Here is a 20643-nt window from a genome sequence, read left to right as displayed (position 1 = left end):
ACCCGCCGGATCATTGCCGACATCAGGGAGCGCATTGCCTCCGGCGAGTGGCCGCCGGGCCACAAACTGCCGTCCACCAAGGCGCTAGCCGAGATGTAGGTGGGCAGCCAATCGACCGTTCGCCAGGCCGTGACCATCCTCATTGAGACCGGAGAGTTGTACGGCCACCAGGGGTTGGGCGTTTTCGTCGCCGACCGGGCCGGCAGGCAGTCAGAAGGCTGAGCGAGGACTCTGCTCCCAGCGGGGTTCGAGGTCATGCCTGCTGCGGTCAGCTGCCTCGGACGGCCAGCATTGAATAGGGCAGACCACGCAGCACGCATCGCAGTCAGGACTTCCGGCACCGCACCACCGTTGCCCGACCAGCCAGGCGGGGAAGCCGATTTCAGTTCACCGGGTCGCTCGGAGCACAGGCGCCGGCCCACATCCACGATGTGAGTCCAGGTCGTCGTACTCGGCAGGCTGCCCCCGCAGGAACACCCGCCGGACGTCTACGTCGGAGGCGATCGCAGCGAGCGGCTCGGAACCAACCAAGGCGACATTCGCGGACGTGAGGCAGCACAGGTGTAGATGCGAAGATCATCTCCGTGACTAGTGGAGAAATTGGCAAGGACCCTTTGCGCCCAGTACCTATCTGTCCGTCGACCCCAACCGAACGTCGTCTGCTCGCTGTGCTGTGTAATCCACCGTTACGGGCAGCGAAGGACACCACATCCTGGCGCAACCTCAAAGTCCTTGCGGGCGTGTTGCGCGCCGACTCCGTCGCCATCGCCAATCTCATCGAAGAGCCCACTCGGTCGACGCGGGATCTGTTTCACGTGGCAGGCAAGGTGGATCTGGAGACGCTAACCTTCCGACTGAAGGTCGCGGCTCAAACGGCTGACGTGGTTGTGGCTGGCTGGGGGGTTGGAGCTCCTGCAGGTTGGCGCAAGCACGAATGGCTAGCCTTGATTGAGGCAGCGGTCCGCGGGCTCGCAGCCGGCGGACACGACCAGGTTGCACACGTCGGCGGGTCTCCCAGGCACCCCTCCCGATGGCGCCAATACACTAGCCCCATCCATGATCGTTATGCAGGCGCCACCTTCGAGCTCCGACTCGCGGCGGCTCTTCGATGGAGCGCCATAGAAAGCACAGCTGCTGCGGACAAACGGGTTCCCACTGGTCCGGGGAGAGCCTGAAGCCTCACGAGCGCGTCCGGACCAGCACCCTCCGGCCCACGCCCTCGACATGCTGCTCTAGCCCCTCTGCGGTACGAGGGATCACCCGGGGCCACCGTATGGCGAAGAATTCAGGCGACGTGCGAAGATCATCCACACCCACCGAATCCGCCTCACGAGCCACCAGTAGAGCGCGGGCGAGCCATGCTGCGATGTCAGGAGTAATCTCCAACATCGATCGGGCGCTTGTTGACGATGATGGGCGGCCGGCGAGCACCCCGATTGCGCGCATTGTTTTGACGCCACGCTGGACGCCGACATCAACGCTGCGTCGACTCCCCCAGATCGCACGCATCCGACGGCGTAGCTCGGGGGTGCCCACCTCAGAGGCACCTGCGGCGAACAGGCGTCCGGTCTCAGCGAGGAGGTCGGCGAAGAAGGGCTGAGTAGCCAGCAGCGCCCCGAGGTGGAGTGGTCGGACGTCATCGACCTCGTCGCGGTGCACCGTCGCCCACTCGACTAGGCCGCCTGCCTCCTTGCTCGGAATGATCCACGTTCGGGCCAGCGCGGTGACCGTCTTCTTGCGCGCCTCATCGGCCAGCGGCGCGTCGGTGAGCGCCGTCTTTAGGGCGCGTCGCATACGGACAGGGTCCGTGCGATCGGCGGCGACCGCGAGCGCTGCATTAAGCCAGGGAAGCGCTAAGTCACGGTCGAGTAGGACACGACGGCTCACGGGATCACCTCCACGAACGGAACCACGACTTCGTCGAGGCTGAGGCCGCCGTGTGTGACCAACGTGGCACTGTTTCGGTAACACATGCTCCCCGGAGCGAACAGCAGCGGTCGTGATGTGGGTGGATAGCCGGGCGGATCCCAGGCGATTCCAGGCAGTTTGCTTACGTTTCGCAGGACAGGGTTAGCGTACTGCCGAACCCGGATGCCACGCGACGGGACCGCCGCTCCCTCATTGGGGATCGGCTGCCCGAGCCCTTGCGAGACAACATTGCCGTGGTCGGCGGTCAACCAGACCCGATGCCCGTGCCGCCGGGCCCACGCTAGGGCAGCTGGCACCAGCCCGGCATGGGCCCACGTACCCAGCGACGCGAGCAGCTGATGGTCGTCGTTGACGTCCGACCCGTGCACAAGGTCATCAACGGCATTGATAGCGACGCCGACCACGCTCGCGTCTGGCAAGTCTGGCCAATCTCCCGCATGTCGGCCCGGGGTCCGGGCGTAGTGGACCTCACGGTCGCTGAGACCCGCCTTGATCCAAAACTCGCGCCAGCGCCGGTCCTCGGCATCGGTCCGGTTGACAGAGTCCGGAAAACGAGTCGGCAGTTGGCCAGCGAAAATTGCCTGACGTGAGACGGAGGTAACCGTCGGCAACATCGCCAGCACTCTCCGGTCCGTGGCGACAGTGAGATTGAGGACCTTGCGAAGGTATTGCCATTGGGCGACACCCATGCCATCCATCACCAGCAAGAGCACTTTATCGCCCTGCACAACGGCGGCATGGTTCAAATGGGCGCCGATTTTGTCGACACTTACCGGCGTGACATGGGACCGGCTCAACTGCGCGCCGTAATGGGCGCGCAGCCAGGCAACCCAAGCGGTGTCCGTCTTGTTCCACCACGCTTGCCCCGTCACCACGGCTGCATCGTTGAAGCTGGCGGGCGGTGCCGCGGCGAAGTGGAGCCTGACTGCTGCCCACCAGTCTGCAATTTCCAGCCACCGGGGCAAGCTGCCGGAGACCTCACCGGGCAGCGGCGGAGGGTTGCCCAGGAGCTCGGCCGCAGCCGCCATATGATCGACGGCAGGTCGCACCAACCGAACTACCTGCGGCAAATCCTCTCGGTCCGTTTCAGCCGGAGTCAAATAGCCGCTGGCCACGAGGTCGATGAGATCCCCTGTAGCCCGTTGCAGCTGTGGGTGGAGAGGGTGTGCGCCACCCACAGCTGCCCAGTCCTGCCAAAGAGCGTCAAGCTTGACCTGCGGGTCAGCTGCGCTCAGCAGATCGCGAGCCGCTCCAACGGGAAGGGTGGCAGCCAGAGCACGGCGGAGTCCGGGTGGGGTGTGTGGTAGCAGACGCACTACGGTTGCAAGGACTGTGTCTGCCTCGGGCGGCCACGCTCGGCCAGCCAAGTATCGAGCTGCCGAGGCCAATCGTAGGCCGTAGGTACCGGAACCGACGAGCTGTGCAGCGACGTCCGGGGGCAGCTGATGAAGCTCGTCACGGACGGAATCGGGCAGCTCTGGGTCGAGGATGCGGTATGGGAGCTGGCCGATGTCCCACTGGAGGTCGCGTGGGCGCCGGAGGTCTCGGTCTGTGACGTGGAGGACGAGTGGCGCGGCGTCGGAGGTTCTCCCCCGGACCTGCAGCTCATAGACGCGGCGAACGTCCCAGCGCCTGTGGGCGTGCCAGAGCTCGCCGTCTCCGACGGGATGGTCCAAGGCATGCGGATCCAGATAGAGCAACACCTCGCCGGGCGTGACGTCGAGGGATCCCAGCAGCGTCGTCCAGCGGCTCACGGCTGCACCCGGACCAGGAGAGCGGTTCGAATGCTGGGAGCCGGCATCGGTTGTCCGGCGGCGAGTTTCTGCAACGAACGGTACGCGTAGTCACGGGCTTTGGCCGCCATGGCCTTGAGCTGGTCGGTGGAAACCGGAGCGGTACCCGTGAGGGGAGCCTCCAGCTCCCCGCCTGACAGCGTCGACCAAAGCTGGTCGCCGCGCACCGGGTCCGCGCGCCCGCTGTCATGAATGAACAGAGCTGTAGCACTGATAGTAGGCGTCCGGGCATCCACGGTCACACGGGAAATCAGCAGCCAGCCGGGCGCGTCGCCTCGGATAACCGGCGCCGGTTCGCCCGGTGCAACCGTCGGCAGTTGCACCAGTGGGTCCCGCGCGCCGGGGCGCCAGCGCTGGCCAAACGAACGACCCAACCGATTTGCGCCGAGGCTAGCGCAGCCAGAAGCGGCAGCGGCCAGGAGCGCCGGCATGCGGCTGGGCGGCGGTGGGGGCGGGGAGACGGCGAGCTCGGCCAGTAGCCGGCGGCCATCCTCGGCGTCACGCACATCAGCAGTAGTAGCTTGCTCGAAGTCTTTGGCTGCGTCGTCCATCCGGTCAGGCTCGACGATGGCGGCCACATAGAGGTCCGTGACGTGGGCGGCAGCGGAGTCCAGGACGTCCGCCCGGGCGTCCACGCCGAGTTCGGCGAGGATGCGTTCAAGCTTCACGGTTAGGACCTCGATCACCCGCTCGTCAACCGTGTCGGCGAGAACCAGGTTGAAGGCCTTCACAACCTTCGTCTGGCCTAGGCGATCAACCCTGCCCACGCGCTGCTCAACCGCTGTCGGCGCCCATCCCAGATCCCAATTCACCACGACGTGGGCGAACTGCAGGTTGACGCCCTCCCCACCGGCGTCTGTAGAAACCAAGACCTGGGCGTCCTCGGCGAACCGACGCTGAGCTTCGGCCCGATCGGACAGGCCCATCGTGCCGTCGATTGTGACGGTTCGGATCCCCTGCGCATTGAGGAGATCCGCGAGCATCCGCTGTGTGGCGCGAAACTCGGTGAATACCAGCACCTTGACCGAAGGGTCACCTTCACTGCGCTGTAGGCGCCGTAGTAGGTCCAGAAAATGCAGCGTTTTGGGATCTGGCCCTGTCGCAATTGTGGCGCGGGCGAGCTCTAACAAGTGGTCCAAGGCGGCGAGGCTGGCTTCATCGGCAGGCAGGGTATCCAGCAGTGCCTCAGCGTCTTCGCCAGTCAGCTCAAGCCACTGTTGGACATCAGGTTCAGTGGTTCGGCGGGCTGCCGAGACGGCGGCGAGGGCGAGCCGACGACGTTCCAGAGCCGACAGAAGTGCGGGAGTGCTTGAGGTCACCATCCGTTGAAACAGCAACATGAGAAAACCGATTGCGGTGTTTCCAGAGGCTCGAGCGGCGGTGTAGCCGGTCCGTACGAAGTCGGTGACAGCCTCGTAGAGGGCACGGTGCCGGGGGTGGCGATCGAAGGAGACGACGTCAAGGGCTGTGATACGAGGACGAAACAGCAGCCGACCATCGTGGTCGACAGCGGTGCGCTTGTCTGTGCGGGCAACAACGCTGGCGACGGTATCGGCGTTGACAGGCCGGCCCTGTACGAACTCGTCGTCCAAGAGTCCGAGGAAGCGCCGGAAGGATTCCGACTTGCCAGAGTGAGGGGTGGCGGTGAGCAGCAGCAGGTGCGGAGTCGCTGCGGCAAGCGCGGCGGCGAGGCGGTGGCGAGCGACATCCTCATCCGATCCCGCGACGCGGTGCGCTTCGTCGATGACGACGATGTCCCAGCTTGCGTCGACGACCGCGCTATAGCGGCTCTCGTTGAACTGGGCGACCTGCTGTGGTGTCCAGCCTGCCCGGCGCCGCATGGGCTTCACGGCGTCGATGCTGGTCACCACCCGGTCAAAGGCGCGCCAGATGTCGGGGCTGGAGTCGACGGGCACCCCTTCCGGGCCGATGCGGACGAAGTCGGTACCGAACTTCTCCTGCATCTCCGCGACCCATTGCAACTGGACGCCCTTGGGGGCAATTACGAGGATGCGACGGGCTCGGCCCCGGGCAACCAGCTCGCCCATGATCGCTCCCGCAGTGGTGGTCTTTCCAAGTCCGACCTGACAACAGATAGCTAGCCGGACCGGATCCATGCGCAGCGCACGGGTCAGGATGGCGGACTGGTGCGGTAGTAGTCGGACCGAGGCGGCGCCAGCCGCAATCGGTTCCCCCGCGGCCGCAAGGGCATGGACCCTGAGGGCCGCAGCCCGCCAACGGAGCTCTGCTGCGGCCCAGGGTCTGGTAGCGATCGGGGCCAAATCCGCGAGCGGGACAGTACGGACCCGATGATCGTGGGGCGTATAGACGTCGGCGAGGTGGGATCCCCAGAGCTCGTCAACAGCCAAAACCTGACAGGCCCGGCCGGCTTCGGTCCACCAGGTCCAGTCCCCAAGCGCGTAGGCGGTAGGAGACTGAAAGCCATCGTGAAGGATGCCACTCATCCGACCCGCTTGAGAGCGTTGCGGTAGTAGGCGAGGGCTGCTGGAATGTCCGGCAGAACTTCGGCGGGAATCCGCTTGCCAACCTTGACGATCCTGCCGTATTCGCCCTCAGCCCACGCCTTCTTGAAACCTGCGGCTATAGCCTCACCGCGGAACCGCTGGAGCTTCCCATTGCCTGAAGCGTAGCTGTCAAACACCCGGAGCAGCTCGCGAGTCCGCAGCTGATCGAGGTGTTCCGCCCTCGCCGGGTCGGGCACCGACCACCGCCCATCTGAGTCAGTGACGAAGTTCTGCTCCAACAGAGCCCGCAGCTCGGGCAGGGTGTCGGGCGTCTCCCCGGTCTCAAGCTCGCGCAGGAAAGCCGGCTGGATCTCATGCATTTTCTGCGGCCTGCGCCTGAGCTGCTGACGCAGCCACATGATGGCACTGGACTCGTCGGTGACGAACAAAGTTGCAGCTTCGAGTTCTTTGAACGTCAGCCGGAACTGCTCGTAGGCGGCGGCCTGGCCGGGAAGGAAGACCATGCCATCGCGAACCACGAAGATTTGCTCGACGCCGGCGTAGAACTGTTGGGCGGTCATGGGGGGCTTAACGCCAGCTGCCACGTAGTAAGCCACCATGCGGTCATATAACCGGTCGGGGAACCGCTCCCGGATCGGCAAAGCCTTGCCACGCCGGCCCTCAGTGACTGGCAAGTGGGTAAGGTGATCGCGCAGGAATGTCCACACCCCTTCGACCGACCCCGCGGTTGTCCGTACTACGGCAGAGGTAGTTACATCAGGCTTGTAGCAAGAAATCATGAGGTCTTGCTTCACGGCGTTCGCAGCCGTCGCTTGCCGATAGCTGGAGTGGCTCTTATCGAGCACGCGGGTGTCGGCAACGACGAATCCGGCCTCGCCGAGGCCCTGTTGGATCACTGCCCAGATCTCATTGCTTGAGTTGGAGAATTCGACGGTCATCCACCGACCAGGCTTGAGTACCCGGGCAAACTCGCGAAACGCTTCCCCCATTAGATCGCCATAGGTGGCGAGATCCTTGGGCGCCTGACGATTGGCATCGACGATAGCCTCGTCTGCGGCTCGCGTCATGACGCGATGCCAAGCTTCCACTACCTGCGCAAGGTCCGCATAGTAGATGTTCGATCCGAAGGGCGGGTCCACGAAGACGTAGTCGACAGACGCGTCTGGCAGCGGTAGATTCGACGCACTTCCAGTGGAAATCATAACGGTGTCCCGGGTGCGTCTCGTCGCCGACCAGAGCTTTACTAGGTTTGCCCGTTTGCCTCGCTTTGGGTCAGAGCCCTCAAGGTTGTAACGAACAGAACACTCAGCTACCAGGGAAGGAATGTAATAGACTCCCGTCATATGCTGGTTCACTTGGGAGCCACCGACCTTGCCGAACGAGAACCCCTTGTACCGGTTCATCCAAGAAAGGCCCCAGAATGCTTGCTCAATCCAAAAGCGTAGCGCCCTGCGCACATCGGGATTTTTCTCGCCGCTCGCCCACTCCCACAATATCGACAAGGTCGCAAGGGCCCGATCCGGATACAGATGTTGGAGGTGGGTGAAGCCGTTCTTAACGATGCTGGTTCGCTCGTGAGTCATGTGTCTATAGGGGAGCTGGTATTCGGGTCCTCCCCGAACAGAAAGCGCCGAGACGCGGGCGAGAACGGCGAGGTCTTCCGCGTCCGGCGTCTTGTCTCCGGTGAACCACTTGGTGCCTTTCTTGTACCGGTAGTGAATGCGCGCCGGCTGGAACTCCGTCCGGGTCACACTCTGTCCCGTCACCGTTCGGACGGTGGCCTCACGCCTCTCCAGCTTGCCCTGACCTGCCTTGCCAACTTCCGCGCCGCAACGGGGGCAGGGGAACCGGTCAACGACCTTGCCGCTGACCTTGTCAAATGCAGACTCGTAGAAGGACAGCGGTCCGCCACAGTGGGGACATGTGAATATCTGAGACCAGACGGTGAAGTCGATGACAGCAGGGGCGCCATCTCGGGTCTTCGTCGCGTACATCCAGCCGTACTCGCGATCAAACCTATCCAGCATTGCGGCGCTCGCCTTGTCGAAGGCCGCCCCCTCGACGGGCAGCGTCACGCCAGCGGCGAGGAAGGTGGCCCCCGGTGCCAGATCGTTCAGCACTGCGCGGCGCGCGCCCCACCGCACCGTTCGTCCGTGCGCCTGTGCCTGCAGCTCGACCTCCATCCGCAGGTCAGGATCAGGGTCGGCAGCCATCTGGGCGGCGACCCCAGTCATGCCGGAGCCGGCGAACCCGTCAAGGACCACGTCACCGGGACGGGTGTAGTGAGTCAGCAGCTGAACGATGATCTCTGGCGGCACCTTCGTAGGGTATGAGTGCGCCTTGTACTGCAGGGACGTCTTCCGCCCGGTGACGTCGGCCAAGAATGGGCCAGGATCTGGCCGCTCGTCATCTGCGCCTTTCCACGCGGTGCGTGTCAGCCAGTCCGGCAAATACGGGTTCGGACACGCCGTATGCCAGGGAGGCGTTGACATTGCGATGATGTCGACGTCGTCCCCATCCGGCCGCCCGGCGCCCGTGAGGCTCGGCAGCCTTGCTGCAAGGTCAGCTCGCGCGGCCGCATCCTCCTCCTGTCGTCCCGAAGTGGTTTCGGTCGCGCTGCGGCTTGGGTCACTGAACAACGGCTCGGGGTTTGTCACGCCTGCTCCTGAGCGGGGACGATACGGATTCGGGAGGAGTCGCCGCCGTGGTCGGCGGTCAGTTGGGTCAACCAGCTGGTGAAGGCGGCGGCGGCCTCAGCGGGAGTCATCGCCGCCCCGTCCAAGAACAGCCCGTCCCATAGCTCGCGTGGGGTAACTCGAGCAACCTCGAACCGATCGACCAGGGTGGACACCGCAGCCACCAACGTGGAGGACACGCCGCCATGAGTCACCTTGCCCTCGACGAGGTCGGCGACCGCTGACTGCTGGTCGCCGGGCAAGAACTTCACCTGGCCGGCAACGTCCTCCTCGACGACCACATCGCGCATGGCGTCAATCCACTGCTGCCACAGCTGTGGCACTCGCGCCCGAACCTCAGCCAAACGAGCAGCGGCTGTCGGTCCGGTCGGCGGCATCGGCCGATAATTGCACGCTGCACACGTGAAGGCCGCGTCGAACAGGGCAGGCGTGAAGGTCTTGCACGTGACGAGGTTGGCAACGTCGGTCTCCAGCTGGCCGAACTGACCACTTGGCAGCAGTGGGACCGCGGATAGTTGCCGGAGGTCCTGCCACACCCCGGATCCGGTGAGTTCCACCTTGACGATGTCGCCCGGCACGTCAAGCCGGTCGGCAGTGTGCCGCTCGACAGCAAACGCCTTGTAGCAGGCTCTTAACTCTTCCGCGGCCCGCCGAACCCGTCCTGCCGTAGCCTTGTCGGGCTTAGCAGCGCGCAGGAGGTCGCGCAGCAGCACCCTTCCCTGCTCCACCTCTTCGACGTACGGGTCAGCGACGCCGAGCACGGCGCTAGCGTTCTCTAGATAGCGCAGGTCGTCGGTAAGCGTGCCAGCAATCTCCCGCAGCTGCTCTACCCGGGCCAGCTCCGTCCTACCCTCGGCGGCGCCGGCCAGCACAGCAGGGTCGGTGACGGCGAAACGGGCGAGCTTGCCAGGAGTGTTGCGACCCTTGACGTCGGCCAACAGTTCTGCCAGGGCGTCTAGCCGGGCGATCCGCACCGCCGGATTGTCGAAGATCTCCTCGCCCCATAAGCGGGGAGCGCCTTGTAGATAAGCCTTGGCGGTGGCGACCGACCCGAACACCGTTTCGGCCTTTGTAACCAGCGTTGCGACCGTTTCATTCGGTAGCGGAAGCGTGATGATCCCCGGGGCAACGCCGACCAGGTGGGCCACCTGCCGCAGCGCTGCTGTGTCGGCACCCGCTGGAGTCGTGACGTAGGAGAGCTGGCGCAGATCCTCACGGCCCATCTGCGCCAGGGCTGCCAGATTATGCGCCCCGACCTTGGTGCCGTTGGCGAATCCGAGTTCCGCCCGGCCGAGGTGGGCCAGACCCGCAGCGACCACCACAGCCAGCTCTGGCTCCAAGTGCCAGGGGCCCCACACGCGAACCCCGCCTGGCCCGTCCAGCGTTGTGAACAACTGATCGGCGTTGACGGCCTGCCCGCCGGCAGCGGCAAGTGCGCCTGCAAGGTGCGTGGCGTACGGGCCGGTGTCGGTGACCACGTTGTCTAGATCCAACAGCTCCAAGGCGGCCAGCGCCATGCGACCCATCTGGGTCTCGCGCCCGGCGAGCATGGTCAGCGCCGCAGTCACGGTTGTGCCCAGGTTCGCGTTAGTGACCTGCCCAGCAAACACCGGGTAGCCGGGGTACCGCGTCTGAAAGTGGCTAGCGAGGACGTGGGCGGCGATCGCGTCCACCTGCTCCTTGATACCGCGCAAGGCCCCCGTCGCACCGGACAGCCACTGGCCGAAGGGCCGGGTAACACCGGCGTGCGTAACCAGCAGGTTTGTCCGAATATGCGCCTTCAGCCAACCAACCATCTCTTGCAGGTGCTTGTCTCGGCGGGATACGAAGTGTGGCTTGTGCTGAGCAGTCGTCTCACCGGCCTTTGCGTTGGCTGCCGCGTAGCGCCGTAGGGCCTGGGTGAAGTCGGCGTCTGGGTTGTCCAGCTGCAGAAACACCTCGTCGGGCTTACGCTCATCGGTAAACGGTGGCGGGGCGTAGGGCTGCAGGAAGTACAGGTAGAAGTCCCGCGCAGGCTGCGCCGTCGATCGCTCGTTCGGCGCACCCATAAATAGGTAACCGGGCCGCGTAACCTTCTTATCGGCCCATGGCAGCTCGTAGGCCCAAATGCGGTATCCCGCCCGGTAGGGGTCGCCGGACACTTCGAGCACCTGCTCGAGTGCCTTGTAGTACCCCGCATCCAGGTCCGGGTCATCGAGGGTCGCTGCACGCTCCTCGATCTGCTGCTCGTAGTCGACCGTCTTCTTGAGGTCCAGGTAGACCTGGCCGTTCACGGGGTTGACGGAGAGGAACTGGCCCGAAACCGCCTTGAGGATCTCGTCGACAAGCGTCTCGATGCTTGAGGCAATGAATGCGGGGTCGAACTCGGGCGTGCCGGGTGGCAGCAGGCACAGGTCGTCCCGCAACTCGTCATAGGTGAGGCCGATGGGCGCTTCGACGTCGTCGGTGGTTAACCGATGTATCGCTAGGGCGTCGACGATGCGCAGCGCCGGTGGCACGTCGGTCTTAACTGCGAGCCCGCGTTCAACACGATCGCGGATGGTGCGGGTGCGGTCGAGGACGTCTTTTACCTCCGCAATGGTCTTATTCGACGGATCGGACTCCAGCTCCGCTCGGTAGCTATCGGAGCAGATCAGGCCCGGCTCGGTGTCCGGTACGGCTGTGTCCAGGCGTTGCCGAATCTGCTCAGACAAGCTGGAAAGTACGCGGCGCTTCTCTACGATCGTCAGGTTTTCGAAGGTGCGGAGATAGGCTGGGTGAACCGGGAACAGGTCGACGAAGGTGGTCAGGTCCTGGCCGAGGGACTCGAAAGCCTCGCTGAACTTGGTGAGGTGGCTGCGGATCTGAGACTTCTGCTCATCGGTCTTGCCGAGGATGCGCCGCTGCACGACGAACGCGACATCCTGACGTGAAATCCGGAACTGCTGGTACCGCTCGCGAACCCGGCGAATCTCGTCTTGAGCGAGAGTGAACCTGGGGTTGTCGAAGAGGGTTTCTTGCACGCCAGCAATGAGGCGAAAGCGGGAGTCCCGGCAGAACTCTCCCATCTCCCTCAGGAAGCCTAGATCGAGAATGATCTCGGTGTCTCGCCGAGTCCGCAGGTAGTCCAGCAATTCGTCGATGACCAACAGGAGCCCGTGATCGGGGTGCGCCGTCTCGAAGGCAGCCATCATGTCGGCCAGGCTGGCCTTGTTGTTCGTCACCTGATCTAGCGGCGGAAAGGTAAAGGTAACGCCGTGAGCGGCGAGGCCGTCTGTGAGTTCGTGGGCGATGATGTCGCGGAGCGCCATCTTGGTTGCGCCGATCTCTACGCGGACGACCTTGAACTTACCGGCCACACTCTCGGCGGCTGCGGCCGTGTCGGCGTCGGTGAGCTTCGCCGCAAGGGCGACGTCCTCCGCGACAGCCGACAGACAGCTCATGAGGTGTGTCTTGCCGGTGCCGTAGGTTGCGATGAGCAGCAACCCCTTGTGGTCAACGTCGGGGTTGTCGAAGCGCAGCTGCGGAAAGACGACGTCCACGAGGTTCTCGCGCATGCTCGCAGAAATCACAAACGTCTGGACGTCCTCCACCGCCTGGCTCGCGCCGCCAGCAGCCCGGAGTTGCTTCACACTCTCGAGAGGCTCGAAGTGAATCAGATCGCGGTACAGCATTAGGGCAGCCTTTCGAGGTCGAACGGGGCCTGGTCGTCAAAGACGGTCGAGCGAGGGTGTAACAAGAGGCACTCTGACAGCCGAGCCTCGAAGTAGTCGCGGTGGCCGGGGGAGGCGTAGCGCGTGTTCGCACCTTGCACGGAGCCAGGCCAGACCGCAACAACCCCGGCGCGCGAGGCCGCCAGGCGGCGCAGGAGCCGCAGCGGATCTAGATGCAAGTCGGCGTCGAACAATACGTCTAGGTCCGTCAACACGGCGTGGCCGAGGAGAGCAGCGAAGACCTCGCTGTCTGCTGGCGCATGGTCAAACGCCGCCAACGTCAGCCCCACCGGTACCGGATCGTCGTGGACGAGCGACGCGAACAAGCTGGCAACAGCTGCAGCGTCGGCATCGGGTTGCTCGACACTCGGGGGTGTAATCAAGGCGACGCCACGCCGTGAGCGAAGTTCAGCCCATACTTCGTGGCCTGTCCGCGGCCACAGCGGGACGTGATGTCCCGCAAAAGCCTGAACCTCCACGTTGATATCGACAGGGACGGCGTCCACATGGCCTGCACCAGTCACACGGGACGAAGCCGGGCTTGCCTGCAGCCCGTGCAGCTCCGAGCGCAACGTCGCCTCGGTAGACCAGCCTGTGTACTGACCGTTATCCCCTGGGTTTTCCCTTCCGGCGGAGCTAGCCTTTGGGCGACTCACCATCGGATCACCGATCCGTTCTCGGCGACGAGGAACACGTCGATCCGCATAGTGCGGATCGCGGTCTGTGTTTCACCAAGCAGCCGGCGATACTGCGCCGCCTCTGGGAAAGCCATCGCCACCCACTCGTTCGGGTGCTTCTCTCGCAGCCGAAGCGCCTTGAGGAGCGCCGCTCCATACCAGTGGTTCGCTTGCAGGGCAGGTGGCGTCGGCTTGGTCTCACCGGCCCGCCGCGGATCGGCGTAGGACGCCGAGGGGAAGCCCTTAACTTCGACGTGCATTCGACTGCCGGCTCGCTCCGCGACGACGTCCGTCCCCTGCTGCTTGCTGGCGGTGTCTACCACCTGGATCAACGACCAGCCCTCGTGCACCAACCATCGACACAGGGCCGCCTGCACGTTTCCCTCCCAGGACCAAGCGCGACCTGCTGCCGATACCGAGGCGGAAGCAGCGGCAGGCTGCTGAGGCACTGGAACGCCTGCGTCTGCCACCCGGTTCACGATCACCGCGCCACTTCGGTCACGCACGATCACACCGGCCGCCTGCATCTGGCGGCAACGCTGGTTGATCTGCTGGTGCAGTTTGCCCGTGGCGTGCGCCAGCTCCGCGTCTGTCATGCCCCCTGGCCTCGCCCGCAGTCTGACGAGTATGTCGTCGATGAGTGTCATGAGCCTCAGCTCCTCACTCGGTGAGTCGACAGGCGAGCCAGCACCGACTGATTCGCTTCCCAACCGTCCGGGAACTTGACCGGCACGTTCAGGTGCACCGGCTCCGCCGACGGGTGCGCGTCGAGCAGCTCCGCGATCCCGGCCCGGGCCACCACGATGCAGGCCTGCCGATGCCGCGACGTCAGGACGCAGAGCCGCCCCGACTCCAAATGGAACGCGGTCGCGTCCCGCCGCCCTGACAACGGATGCAGCACGAGCGTCACGTCGTACTCCCGGCCCTGGAGCCGGTTGGCGGTGTCGACGGTGATGCCCTCTCCGGGCGCGCCGAGCTGCGCGCGAATGGCCGCCACCTGATCGCGGTGCGCGGCCCCGATGGCGATCCGATCGGCCATGACCGGCGCCCCGCCCGGCTCGCGTTCTGAGATCGCAACCGCTCCCCGCTCCAGCACCCGGCGTGCGAGGGCTGCGCATGCCGCGGCCGCCTCCGCATCGGTCCGCAGCGTGTGCCGAGCCGGCAGCTCATACAGCGCCCATCCGGTCGCCGCCGCCGTCTCCACGGCCGCGTCGACCGGCCCGTGTCCGAACCCGGCCGTGGTGAATGACAGCGACCGCTCGCCAGCGGTCGTGCCGGCCTGGAACCCGGTGAAGGGGTAGAACGCCTGGGCCACCACCGGCGCCGCCGAGGGAGGCAGTCGCCACGACACCGGGAGCCGGTGCACCGGCAGTTCAGGGTTGTGCCGCAGCAGCGCCGCCACCGCGGACTGCATCGGGTCCCAGGTCAGCCCGGTCCACCGCTCGGTGTCAACGGTAGAGAACGGGTCGAGCTGACCAGGATCACCGACGAACAGCGCCCGCTCGAACCGGCCGGCCACGCGCAGCAGGGCGTCCGACCGCATCTGGTACGCCTCATCCACGATTGCCCACGGCCAGCAGCCCTCGGACACCATGGCCCACTTCGCGGCCGTACCGATGATGACGGACGGACCGCCGAGGTCGGCAACCTTGGCGGCGACCCGGACCGTGGCGTACTGCTTGATCCGATCGGACGCCGTGTAGTCGGTCGCCGAGAGCCGCCCGATGTGCAGGTCGGGCGCCTTCTGCGCGAGGCGGTCGATCAGGTCGTCGACCTGCTCGTTGGTCTGCGCGATCATGATCAGCGGCTCGCCCGAACGGGCCAGTTCGGCAGCGGCGCGGACGACGAGGGTCGACTTGCCAGCCCCGGGCGGCGAGTCGACCACGACGCCGCGGTGCAGGCCGGAACGCAGGTCGGCCAGCACCTCGGTGATGACGCGCTCGGCCTGAACCGATGGCGAGGCCAGGCCGACAGTCGTACTCATGCGGGCCCGTCTCGTCGCTCGTCGCCGTTACCCATGGACGCTCTCCGCGAGCACAAGGTCATCTTCCGGCTCCTCAGGCTCAAGATCGAAGGCATCCGGAGACTCGTCGCCAACTCCCGAGGTTTCGTCGCTGCGGACTGCCCGCTTACCCATTGCTCCTTCCACCAGTTCGAGCAGCGCCGCCGTACGGGCACCGAAGAATGCCTCGAAGTCTGCGGCGCGCAGGTGCTTGGGGTCGATCGCGTGAGACTGCAAAACTGCGTCGAGCTGGGCTGAGGTGATCTGAGCGGCTTTCTCGATCTTCGGCAGATAGGTGGCCGGCGACTGGCCGCCAATCCTGATGTTCGTCTGCCGCGAGAGAGCGGTCTTGTTGACGATGCTTTCGCGGTCTACCGGGTCGATGTCGTTCCGTTCACACCAGGCCTTCGGGAAGATGTGGTGGATGTCGACCTTGTAGTTGTAGAACGAGGCCATGTTGAGTGCCTCGCTTTTCATCCAGTCGCGTCCGCCCTGACGCATGAGGAGGGCATAGATGCCCTTGTACGCGGCGCTGTTACGCGTCCTCAACGTGTAGAGCCGCTCCTCGTGGAAGGCCGCCTCGGCGACGGTGATCGGCTCCTTGCCCCCTGCCAGCCAGACGAGAACCTGCTCGAGATCGCGGGCGAATCTCGTCTCAGTCGTGCCGCCGTAGAGTTCGCCGAGGACACCGCACCAGAACCACTGCCGCAGCTTCGCGTCGTTGCCCAGCAGCAATGCGTCATCACCGGCCGCGGCGCGGATGGCAGCAAGCGGCACGAGCTGGGTGCGGTAGGGAACGTCGCGCGCGTCGAAGATGTGCTCTTGGGCCAGGAAGGCGGCGGCCCACTCCAGCGCCTCGGTCACGCGAGGCGCCCAGGCGAGGAACTCCGAGAGCTTGAGCCGCAGGATGTCCCGGCGCTTGCAACTGACACCTGGGGCCTGCCGCGAGTCGCCCGTGTGAGTGCGCCTTCGCTCGTAGGTGGCGAGCAGCGTGACTGCCTGCAAAAGATCGGTGTTCTCCAGGTTGCGCAGGACCCGGTAGGGCGCCAGGCGGTGCTGCACCTCGACCCAGTAGTCGTTGAGGCGGAAGTCGGCGCCATGCTGCGCGAAGTAGTCCCGGTCCCCGGCGTAGGTTGCCGTGAGCAGTTCGAAGACGTTCAACGCGACGCCACCGGTGTTGACCTTCTCGAAGACGGTGCAGACAGCCTCCTTCGGCGTTGATTTCGTCAGCTTGATCACTGGCACGAGGTAGGACGAAAGGTTTTGCAGGACTACCGTCTGGAACTGCTGCCAACGAGCACGACGAACGGGATCAGTGCCGATGTACTGCAGCAGCCAGTCGACCTTTCCGTGTTCGTCGAAGGCGAGCCGCAGCGGGAACATCCCCGCCTCGCACTCCTTCTCCATCGTGCTGAAGTCGGCCACGATCTTGCGCCCAAAGTCGTCCCGGATCTGCCTGTCCTCGGGCACAGCGATGATGGCGTCTTCGCGATCTCCCTCGTCGCCGAGAGCCTGCTCGATGTTGATGTAGTACCAACGCTTGAGCCGCTTACCCCGGGGGTCGGTCGTGTTGACCGGCTGGCCGGACATGAGCGATTGGAAGAGCGAAGTGAGCCGTTGCTGGCCGTCCAGAAGCAGTTGCTCTGGTTCGACCAGTCCCTGTGTCGGCACCCCGGAGAGCGGCTTCGGCTTAAAACGCGCCCCATCGCCGCCCGTCTCAAGCGTCATGACAACGCCGATGGGGTAGCCGCGGGTGATAGTGGCGAGGAGGCTCGAGATCCGCGGGTCATCCCACTTCCAGTCACGCTGAAAATCAGGCAGCTGCACCTTGCCGGCGCGAATGTCGCGAAGGAGCTCCGCCAGGGGCCAGTCAGGGCTCTCAAAGGGCATGTCGCGTCTCCTCAACTTCTGCGGCGATGGAGTAGATCATGACCACTCCTCCCGGGCGTCCTCGGCGGTCGGTGCGCTGTCCTCGTACGGTGCAGGTGGGCCGCCGTGGGTCCACGGCGTCTCTTCCCGGGACGGAAAGGCTCCCGGCGGCATAAAGGAGTCGGTGAGCGTGGTGTAACAGATCCGCTTCCCCACCTCCGGCACAGTGCCGGGGGCCGGGGTGAGCGAGCGACCCATACCGCCGGTCAGCTCCAGCACGACCGCGGTCGTGCCGTCGTCCTTCTGCGCCACCGACATCACCCGCGCCTTCTGCCCGTTGGGCTGCTCAGGCGAATACAGCGTCGTGCCCGGCGTGACCAGCACCGTGTCGGCGGTGGTCACCGCGACCCAGGGGCGAAGGACCGGCTTCTTCCCGCTGGTATCCACCCGCGTCGGGTGGGCGGCCGTCACGTCGCCGACGAACGCCTCGCCGGTGAGCCGGTAGTCGGCCATCACCATCGGGTCGTCGTAGGCCCGCTGCACGTCGTACGAGGTCAGGGCCCGCTCCATGCGGTGCAGCTTCCTGGCCGCGACGACGGCTCCGTCGCGGCGAGGCTGCGGGAACCCGCCCTCGTCGAGATGCTCGGAGAAGTTGGTGAAGGCGCCCCGGTCCTCCGCCCAGCGTTTGGGCACGTGCGCTCCGGCGGGCAGTTCCCGCAGCAGCGAGATGGCTTGCCACATCAGCCGCCAGGTCGGCTCGAGCTGCGAGCGCAGGATGTCCTCCAGCTCGTCACGACGCCGGGCCACCTGTGATTCGGTGGCCACCGCCCGGTCGTACCCGGCCATAGCCGGGGCCAGCACCTCGTTGTCGAAGGTCGGGTCGGTGGCCGGACCGGCCGGCGGCCAGGTGACCGGATCCTCGGCCGCGGCGGCCGCTTCGGCGCCGGTCATGTCCGACGGGGGTGTGACCCAGGCCAGGAATGCCGCCAGCTGCGCGTCCTCGAGCGGGCTCTGCCCGGTGGCCCAGTGCATCGAGAGCGCCTGCGTCATCGCCACCAGGGCCGAGGACCCAGGATGCTCAGCGCGCTCGAAGAAGTACGTGAGCCAGCGTCCGAGCAGTGGCACCGACGGATCCACCGGGTAGTCGCCGTCGGTGCGGCGGAACCGGGTGGATCGGCCGAAGAGCCGGATGAAGCCCACTCCACCGGGATTGGGTACGAGCAGCTGTGGCGCGTCGGCGTACCGGTGGCGGGTGTCCTTGCCCTTGTTCGTCGGCACCGCTTCGACGTCGCTGCGGAAGCTGTCGATGTAGGGAACGACGACGCCGGCCAGCTCGGCGGCGAACGCGAACCGCTGGTCGCGGTTCCGGGGCTGCGGCACGATCAGCAACGTCAGATCGTCCCGGTCGTCCCCCACCATCGCGGCGAGCGGCGCGTTGGCCTCCCCCGCCATGGTAAGCGGGATGAAGACCAGGGGTCGGTCGGCGACGTGCACGTGACGGACGGTGGTGGTCCGCTGGGCGATGCCCTCGACCACGGCCTCGGCCCTTGCCAACGTGGTCAGGGTGCTCATCCGGCCACCCCGCTCATCAGCTCGGCGCGCAGCCGCGCGGCGGCGCGCAGCAGCTCGGCGGCCTCCTGCTGATCCTCGGCCGGCGCGAGCTGGTTGCGGGCGATGGCCAGCGCCGTTTCGACCCTCTCGATGCCGCCCATCTCCTCCCGGGCGGACTTGCCCAGCGCCGCAGTGCAGCCGCGAGCCTCGTGCCGGCAGAAGAACGCCAGCTCGCAGCTGGCCAAGCACTCCGGCGAGTACCGGGCCTCGACGGCCTCGAGGGCGGCGACCAGCGCGGCCGGCGAGCGGGTGGGCACCCCGTTGTCGTCGGGCGCGAAGTCGAAGCTGAGGGTGGCCGGCAGGTCGGCCAGCAGCGCGTCGATCCGGGTCATCCGGGACAGCTGCCGCCGCAGCACGGCGAGCTGCTTGCGGACGTCGATCCGCACCGCCATCGGCTGGTTGGAGAAGTCACGGGGGCAGACCAGCACGACGTCGTGCGAGACGATCTCCGGGTCGTGCCCAGCCTCACCGAGCAGCTCGCGCATGGCCAGCACGTAGACAGCCGCCTGGATCGCCGCGGCCGCCACCTTGCCCGAGTCGGCCTGCCCGTCGATGACCGCGAACGACTTGATCTCCACCACGTGGAACTGCCCGTCGTGTTGGAATGCGATCAGGTCCGGTTCCAGGTAGGCCTGCTGGCCGGCGACCTCGAGCCGCAGCAGCGGGTGGTCGAAGAGCGTGCCGGCACCCTCGGCCTGGGCGGCGGCACGGGTGAGCAGGGCGCGCGAGCGGGCGTACCGGAGGTCCTGGCTTTTTTCGTGGCCGGCGACCGACTCCAGGTCGTCGTAGGAGACCTCGGGGATTTCAAGATCGAGCCGCTCCCGCAGCAGCCGCAGCAGCTCGGCGCAGCCGTTGGCCTTGACCTGCGCCTCGAAGGTATTGCCGCGGGTGATGGCGAACTGCGACTGACCGAACCGGGCCGGGTAGTCGATGTAGGCGGCCAGTCGCTGCTTGTCCACGCCGGCGCAGTCGAGCACCGCCCGTCGGGCGCAGCCAGGGTTCGTGGTCAGGGCGGCGATGGTCCGGGCGTTGTGCCGGCTTGGGACGCCTCCGCCCCGAATCGCGGCCAGCCGCTGGCCAACGTTGTTCATGCCGTCCCCCTGAATACCCGCAGCTTGCTGCCGAAGAGCTGCTCGGCCTCGTCCATCTGGCGGCGAGCCCGCTCGGCCGCCGCTTCCCGTTGCAACCGGTCCGCAGCCGCGTGCACCTCAAGCTCGGCCTGCGCGGCCTTGACGAGAACTGCGCGGTCCACCGACTCGTACCCGTCACCCGCCCCAGGGATCGTGGTAGCAAATCGCCGAAGGAGGCGAGCAACGCCGGAATTTTCTTCCGGCATACGGGCAGCCTGCTCCGCGACCTTGATTGCGGCTGTCAAAAAGTCGACACGAAGGCTCAGCGGCCCGACGATGCGCCGCTCGAGCGGCCAGGTGGAGACCGCGAGCAGGCCGCGGGCCGGCGCCAGCCGCTCGGCAGTCAGAGCCGAGCAGAGGTAGTACGGGCGGGAGTGCCGTGCAGTGCGGAAGGAGCGCTCCTCATCGCGGCGCAGGTGGGTCAGCTTGCCGGCAGCAAGCCCGGGGGATGCCGAACCGAAGAACGCGTTGTGCACCTCGGCGATCAGCTTCGGCGCGGCGGGGGCTGACAGCAGGGTGAGGGCGTGGTGGACCTGTTCGCGCACCGACACCAGCGGGGCGTCGTGCTCTGACGGCTGAGAGTCGCCCTCGGCGTCGTCGGCCAGGTCGGTGAGGGCCTGCTCCCAGGCGCTCTCGGCGCCTCGCAGTTCGGCGCGCAGCGCCCGCGCTCGAGGCTGGTCGCGCGCGATGACCGCCCGGCGGACCGCCGCTCGGAGGTCGTCAATCCGACGTTCGAGGTTCTCTATGGACTCAGCCAC

Annotated in this window: 14 protein-coding genes; 2 read left to right on the top strand and 12 right to left on the bottom strand. The window is 65.9% G+C overall.

Annotation, left to right across the window (positions count from 1 at the left end; genetic code table 11):
* Positions 1-9 precede the first annotated feature (9 nt).
* Both ACZ6PY_RS28595 and ACZ6PY_RS28590 read left to right on the top strand, forming a co-directional pair.
* On the top strand, positions 10-99 hold the full coding sequence (locus tag ACZ6PY_RS28595) for a GntR family transcriptional regulator (RefSeq protein ID WP_466078024.1): 90 nt from the start codon (positions 10-12) through the stop codon (positions 97-99).
* Positions 100-584: 485 nt separating this feature from the next.
* A complete protein-coding gene (locus ACZ6PY_RS28590; RefSeq protein ID WP_466077763.1) occupies positions 585-1175 on the top strand; it encodes a DUF1643 domain-containing protein in 591 nt (196 codons plus the stop codon).
* A gap of 4 nt (positions 1176-1179) precedes the next feature.
* Here ACZ6PY_RS28590 and ACZ6PY_RS28585 read toward each other — a convergent pair whose 3' ends face one another.
* The 12 genes from ACZ6PY_RS28585 to ACZ6PY_RS28530 form a co-directional block, all read right to left on the bottom strand.
* Positions 1180-1887 carry a hypothetical protein gene (locus ACZ6PY_RS28585; RefSeq protein ID WP_466077760.1) on the bottom strand — a complete coding sequence of 236 codons (708 nt, stop codon included), beginning with the start codon at positions 1885-1887 and terminating at the stop codon, positions 1180-1182.
* Positions 1884-3044, bottom strand: coding sequence for a PglZ domain-containing protein (locus tag ACZ6PY_RS28580; RefSeq protein WP_466077757.1), 1161 nt, complete (start codon positions 3042-3044; stop codon positions 1884-1886). Before ACZ6PY_RS28580 ends, ACZ6PY_RS28585 begins: the two co-directional genes overlap by 4 nt.
* Positions 3045-3679: 635 nt before the next feature.
* The gene (locus tag ACZ6PY_RS28575; protein ID WP_466077754.1) at positions 3680-6187 is read right to left on the bottom strand and encodes a DEAD/DEAH box helicase; all 2508 of its coding nucleotides are present in this window, start codon (positions 6185-6187) and stop codon (positions 3680-3682) included.
* The gene (locus ACZ6PY_RS28570; protein WP_466078021.1) at positions 6184-8700 is read right to left on the bottom strand and encodes a DNA methyltransferase; all 2517 of its coding nucleotides are present in this window, start codon (positions 8698-8700) and stop codon (positions 6184-6186) included. The genes ACZ6PY_RS28575 and ACZ6PY_RS28570 overlap by 4 nt, the downstream gene beginning before the upstream one ends.
* Positions 8701-8861: 161 nt before the next feature.
* Entirely contained in the window at positions 8862-12557 is a 3696-nt protein-coding gene (locus ACZ6PY_RS28565; protein ID WP_466077752.1) for a DUF6079 family protein, read from the bottom strand.
* Positions 12557-13168, bottom strand: a complete 612-nt coding sequence (gene brxF / locus ACZ6PY_RS28560) for a BREX-3 system P-loop-containing protein BrxF (RefSeq protein WP_466077749.1) — start codon at positions 13166-13168, stop codon at positions 12557-12559. Before brxF ends, ACZ6PY_RS28565 begins: the two co-directional genes overlap by 1 nt.
* Before the next feature lie 80 nt (positions 13169-13248).
* Positions 13249-13920 (bottom strand): hypothetical protein, encoded by a 672-nt coding sequence (locus tag ACZ6PY_RS28555; protein WP_466077746.1) that lies wholly within the window; start codon positions 13918-13920, stop codon positions 13249-13251.
* 5 nt (positions 13921-13925) lie between these two features.
* Positions 13926-15257, bottom strand: a complete 1332-nt coding sequence (locus ACZ6PY_RS28550; RefSeq protein WP_466077743.1) for an AAA family ATPase — start codon at positions 15255-15257, stop codon at positions 13926-13928.
* Positions 15258-15284: 27 nt separating this feature from the next.
* Positions 15285-17165 carry a GmrSD restriction endonuclease domain-containing protein gene (locus ACZ6PY_RS28545; protein WP_466077740.1) on the bottom strand — a complete coding sequence of 627 codons (1881 nt, stop codon included), beginning with the start codon at positions 17163-17165 and terminating at the stop codon, positions 15285-15287.
* 36 nt (positions 17166-17201) lie between these two features.
* Positions 17202-18716, bottom strand: coding sequence for a hypothetical protein (locus ACZ6PY_RS28540; RefSeq protein WP_466077737.1), 1515 nt, complete (start codon positions 18714-18716; stop codon positions 17202-17204).
* Entirely contained in the window at positions 18713-19846 is a 1134-nt protein-coding gene (locus ACZ6PY_RS28535) for a hypothetical protein (protein ID WP_466077734.1), read from the bottom strand. The genes ACZ6PY_RS28540 and ACZ6PY_RS28535 overlap by 4 nt, the downstream gene beginning before the upstream one ends.
* Entirely contained in the window at positions 19843-20643 is an 801-nt protein-coding gene (locus tag ACZ6PY_RS28530; RefSeq protein ID WP_466077731.1) for a hypothetical protein, read from the bottom strand. The genes ACZ6PY_RS28535 and ACZ6PY_RS28530 overlap by 4 nt, the downstream gene beginning before the upstream one ends.

This window comes from Micromonospora sp. NPDC048907 (assembly GCF_055586885.1).
This window is presented reverse-complemented; position numbering and strand designations above follow the sequence as displayed.

Excerpts from the sequence above, each read along its gene's own strand:
- ACZ6PY_RS28565 (WP_466077752.1), bottom strand. The coding sequence starts at position 12,557 with ATGCTGTACCGCGATCTGATTCACTTCGAGCCTCTCGAGAGTGTGAAG.
- ACZ6PY_RS28535 (WP_466077734.1), bottom strand. The coding sequence starts at position 19,846 with ATGAACAACGTTGGCCAGCGGCTGGCCGCGATTCGGGGCGGAGGCGTC.
- ACZ6PY_RS28540 (WP_466077737.1), bottom strand. The coding sequence starts at position 18,716 with ATGAGCACCCTGACCACGTTGGCAAGGGCCGAGGCCGTGGTCGAGGGC.
- ACZ6PY_RS28570 (WP_466078021.1), bottom strand. The coding sequence starts at position 8,700 with ATGTCAACGCCTCCCTGGCATACGGCGTGTCCGAACCCGTATTTGCCG.
- ACZ6PY_RS28550 (WP_466077743.1), bottom strand. The coding sequence starts at position 15,257 with ATGAGTACGACTGTCGGCCTGGCCTCGCCATCGGTTCAGGCCGAGCGC.
- ACZ6PY_RS28545 (WP_466077740.1), bottom strand. The coding sequence starts at position 17,165 with ATGCCCTTTGAGAGCCCTGACTGGCCCCTGGCGGAGCTCCTTCGCGAC.
- ACZ6PY_RS28575 (WP_466077754.1), bottom strand. The coding sequence starts at position 6,187 with ATGAGTGGCATCCTTCACGATGGCTTTCAGTCTCCTACCGCCTACGCG.
- ACZ6PY_RS28555 (WP_466077746.1), bottom strand. The coding sequence starts at position 13,920 with ATGACACTCATCGACGACATACTCGTCAGACTGCGGGCGAGGCCAGGG.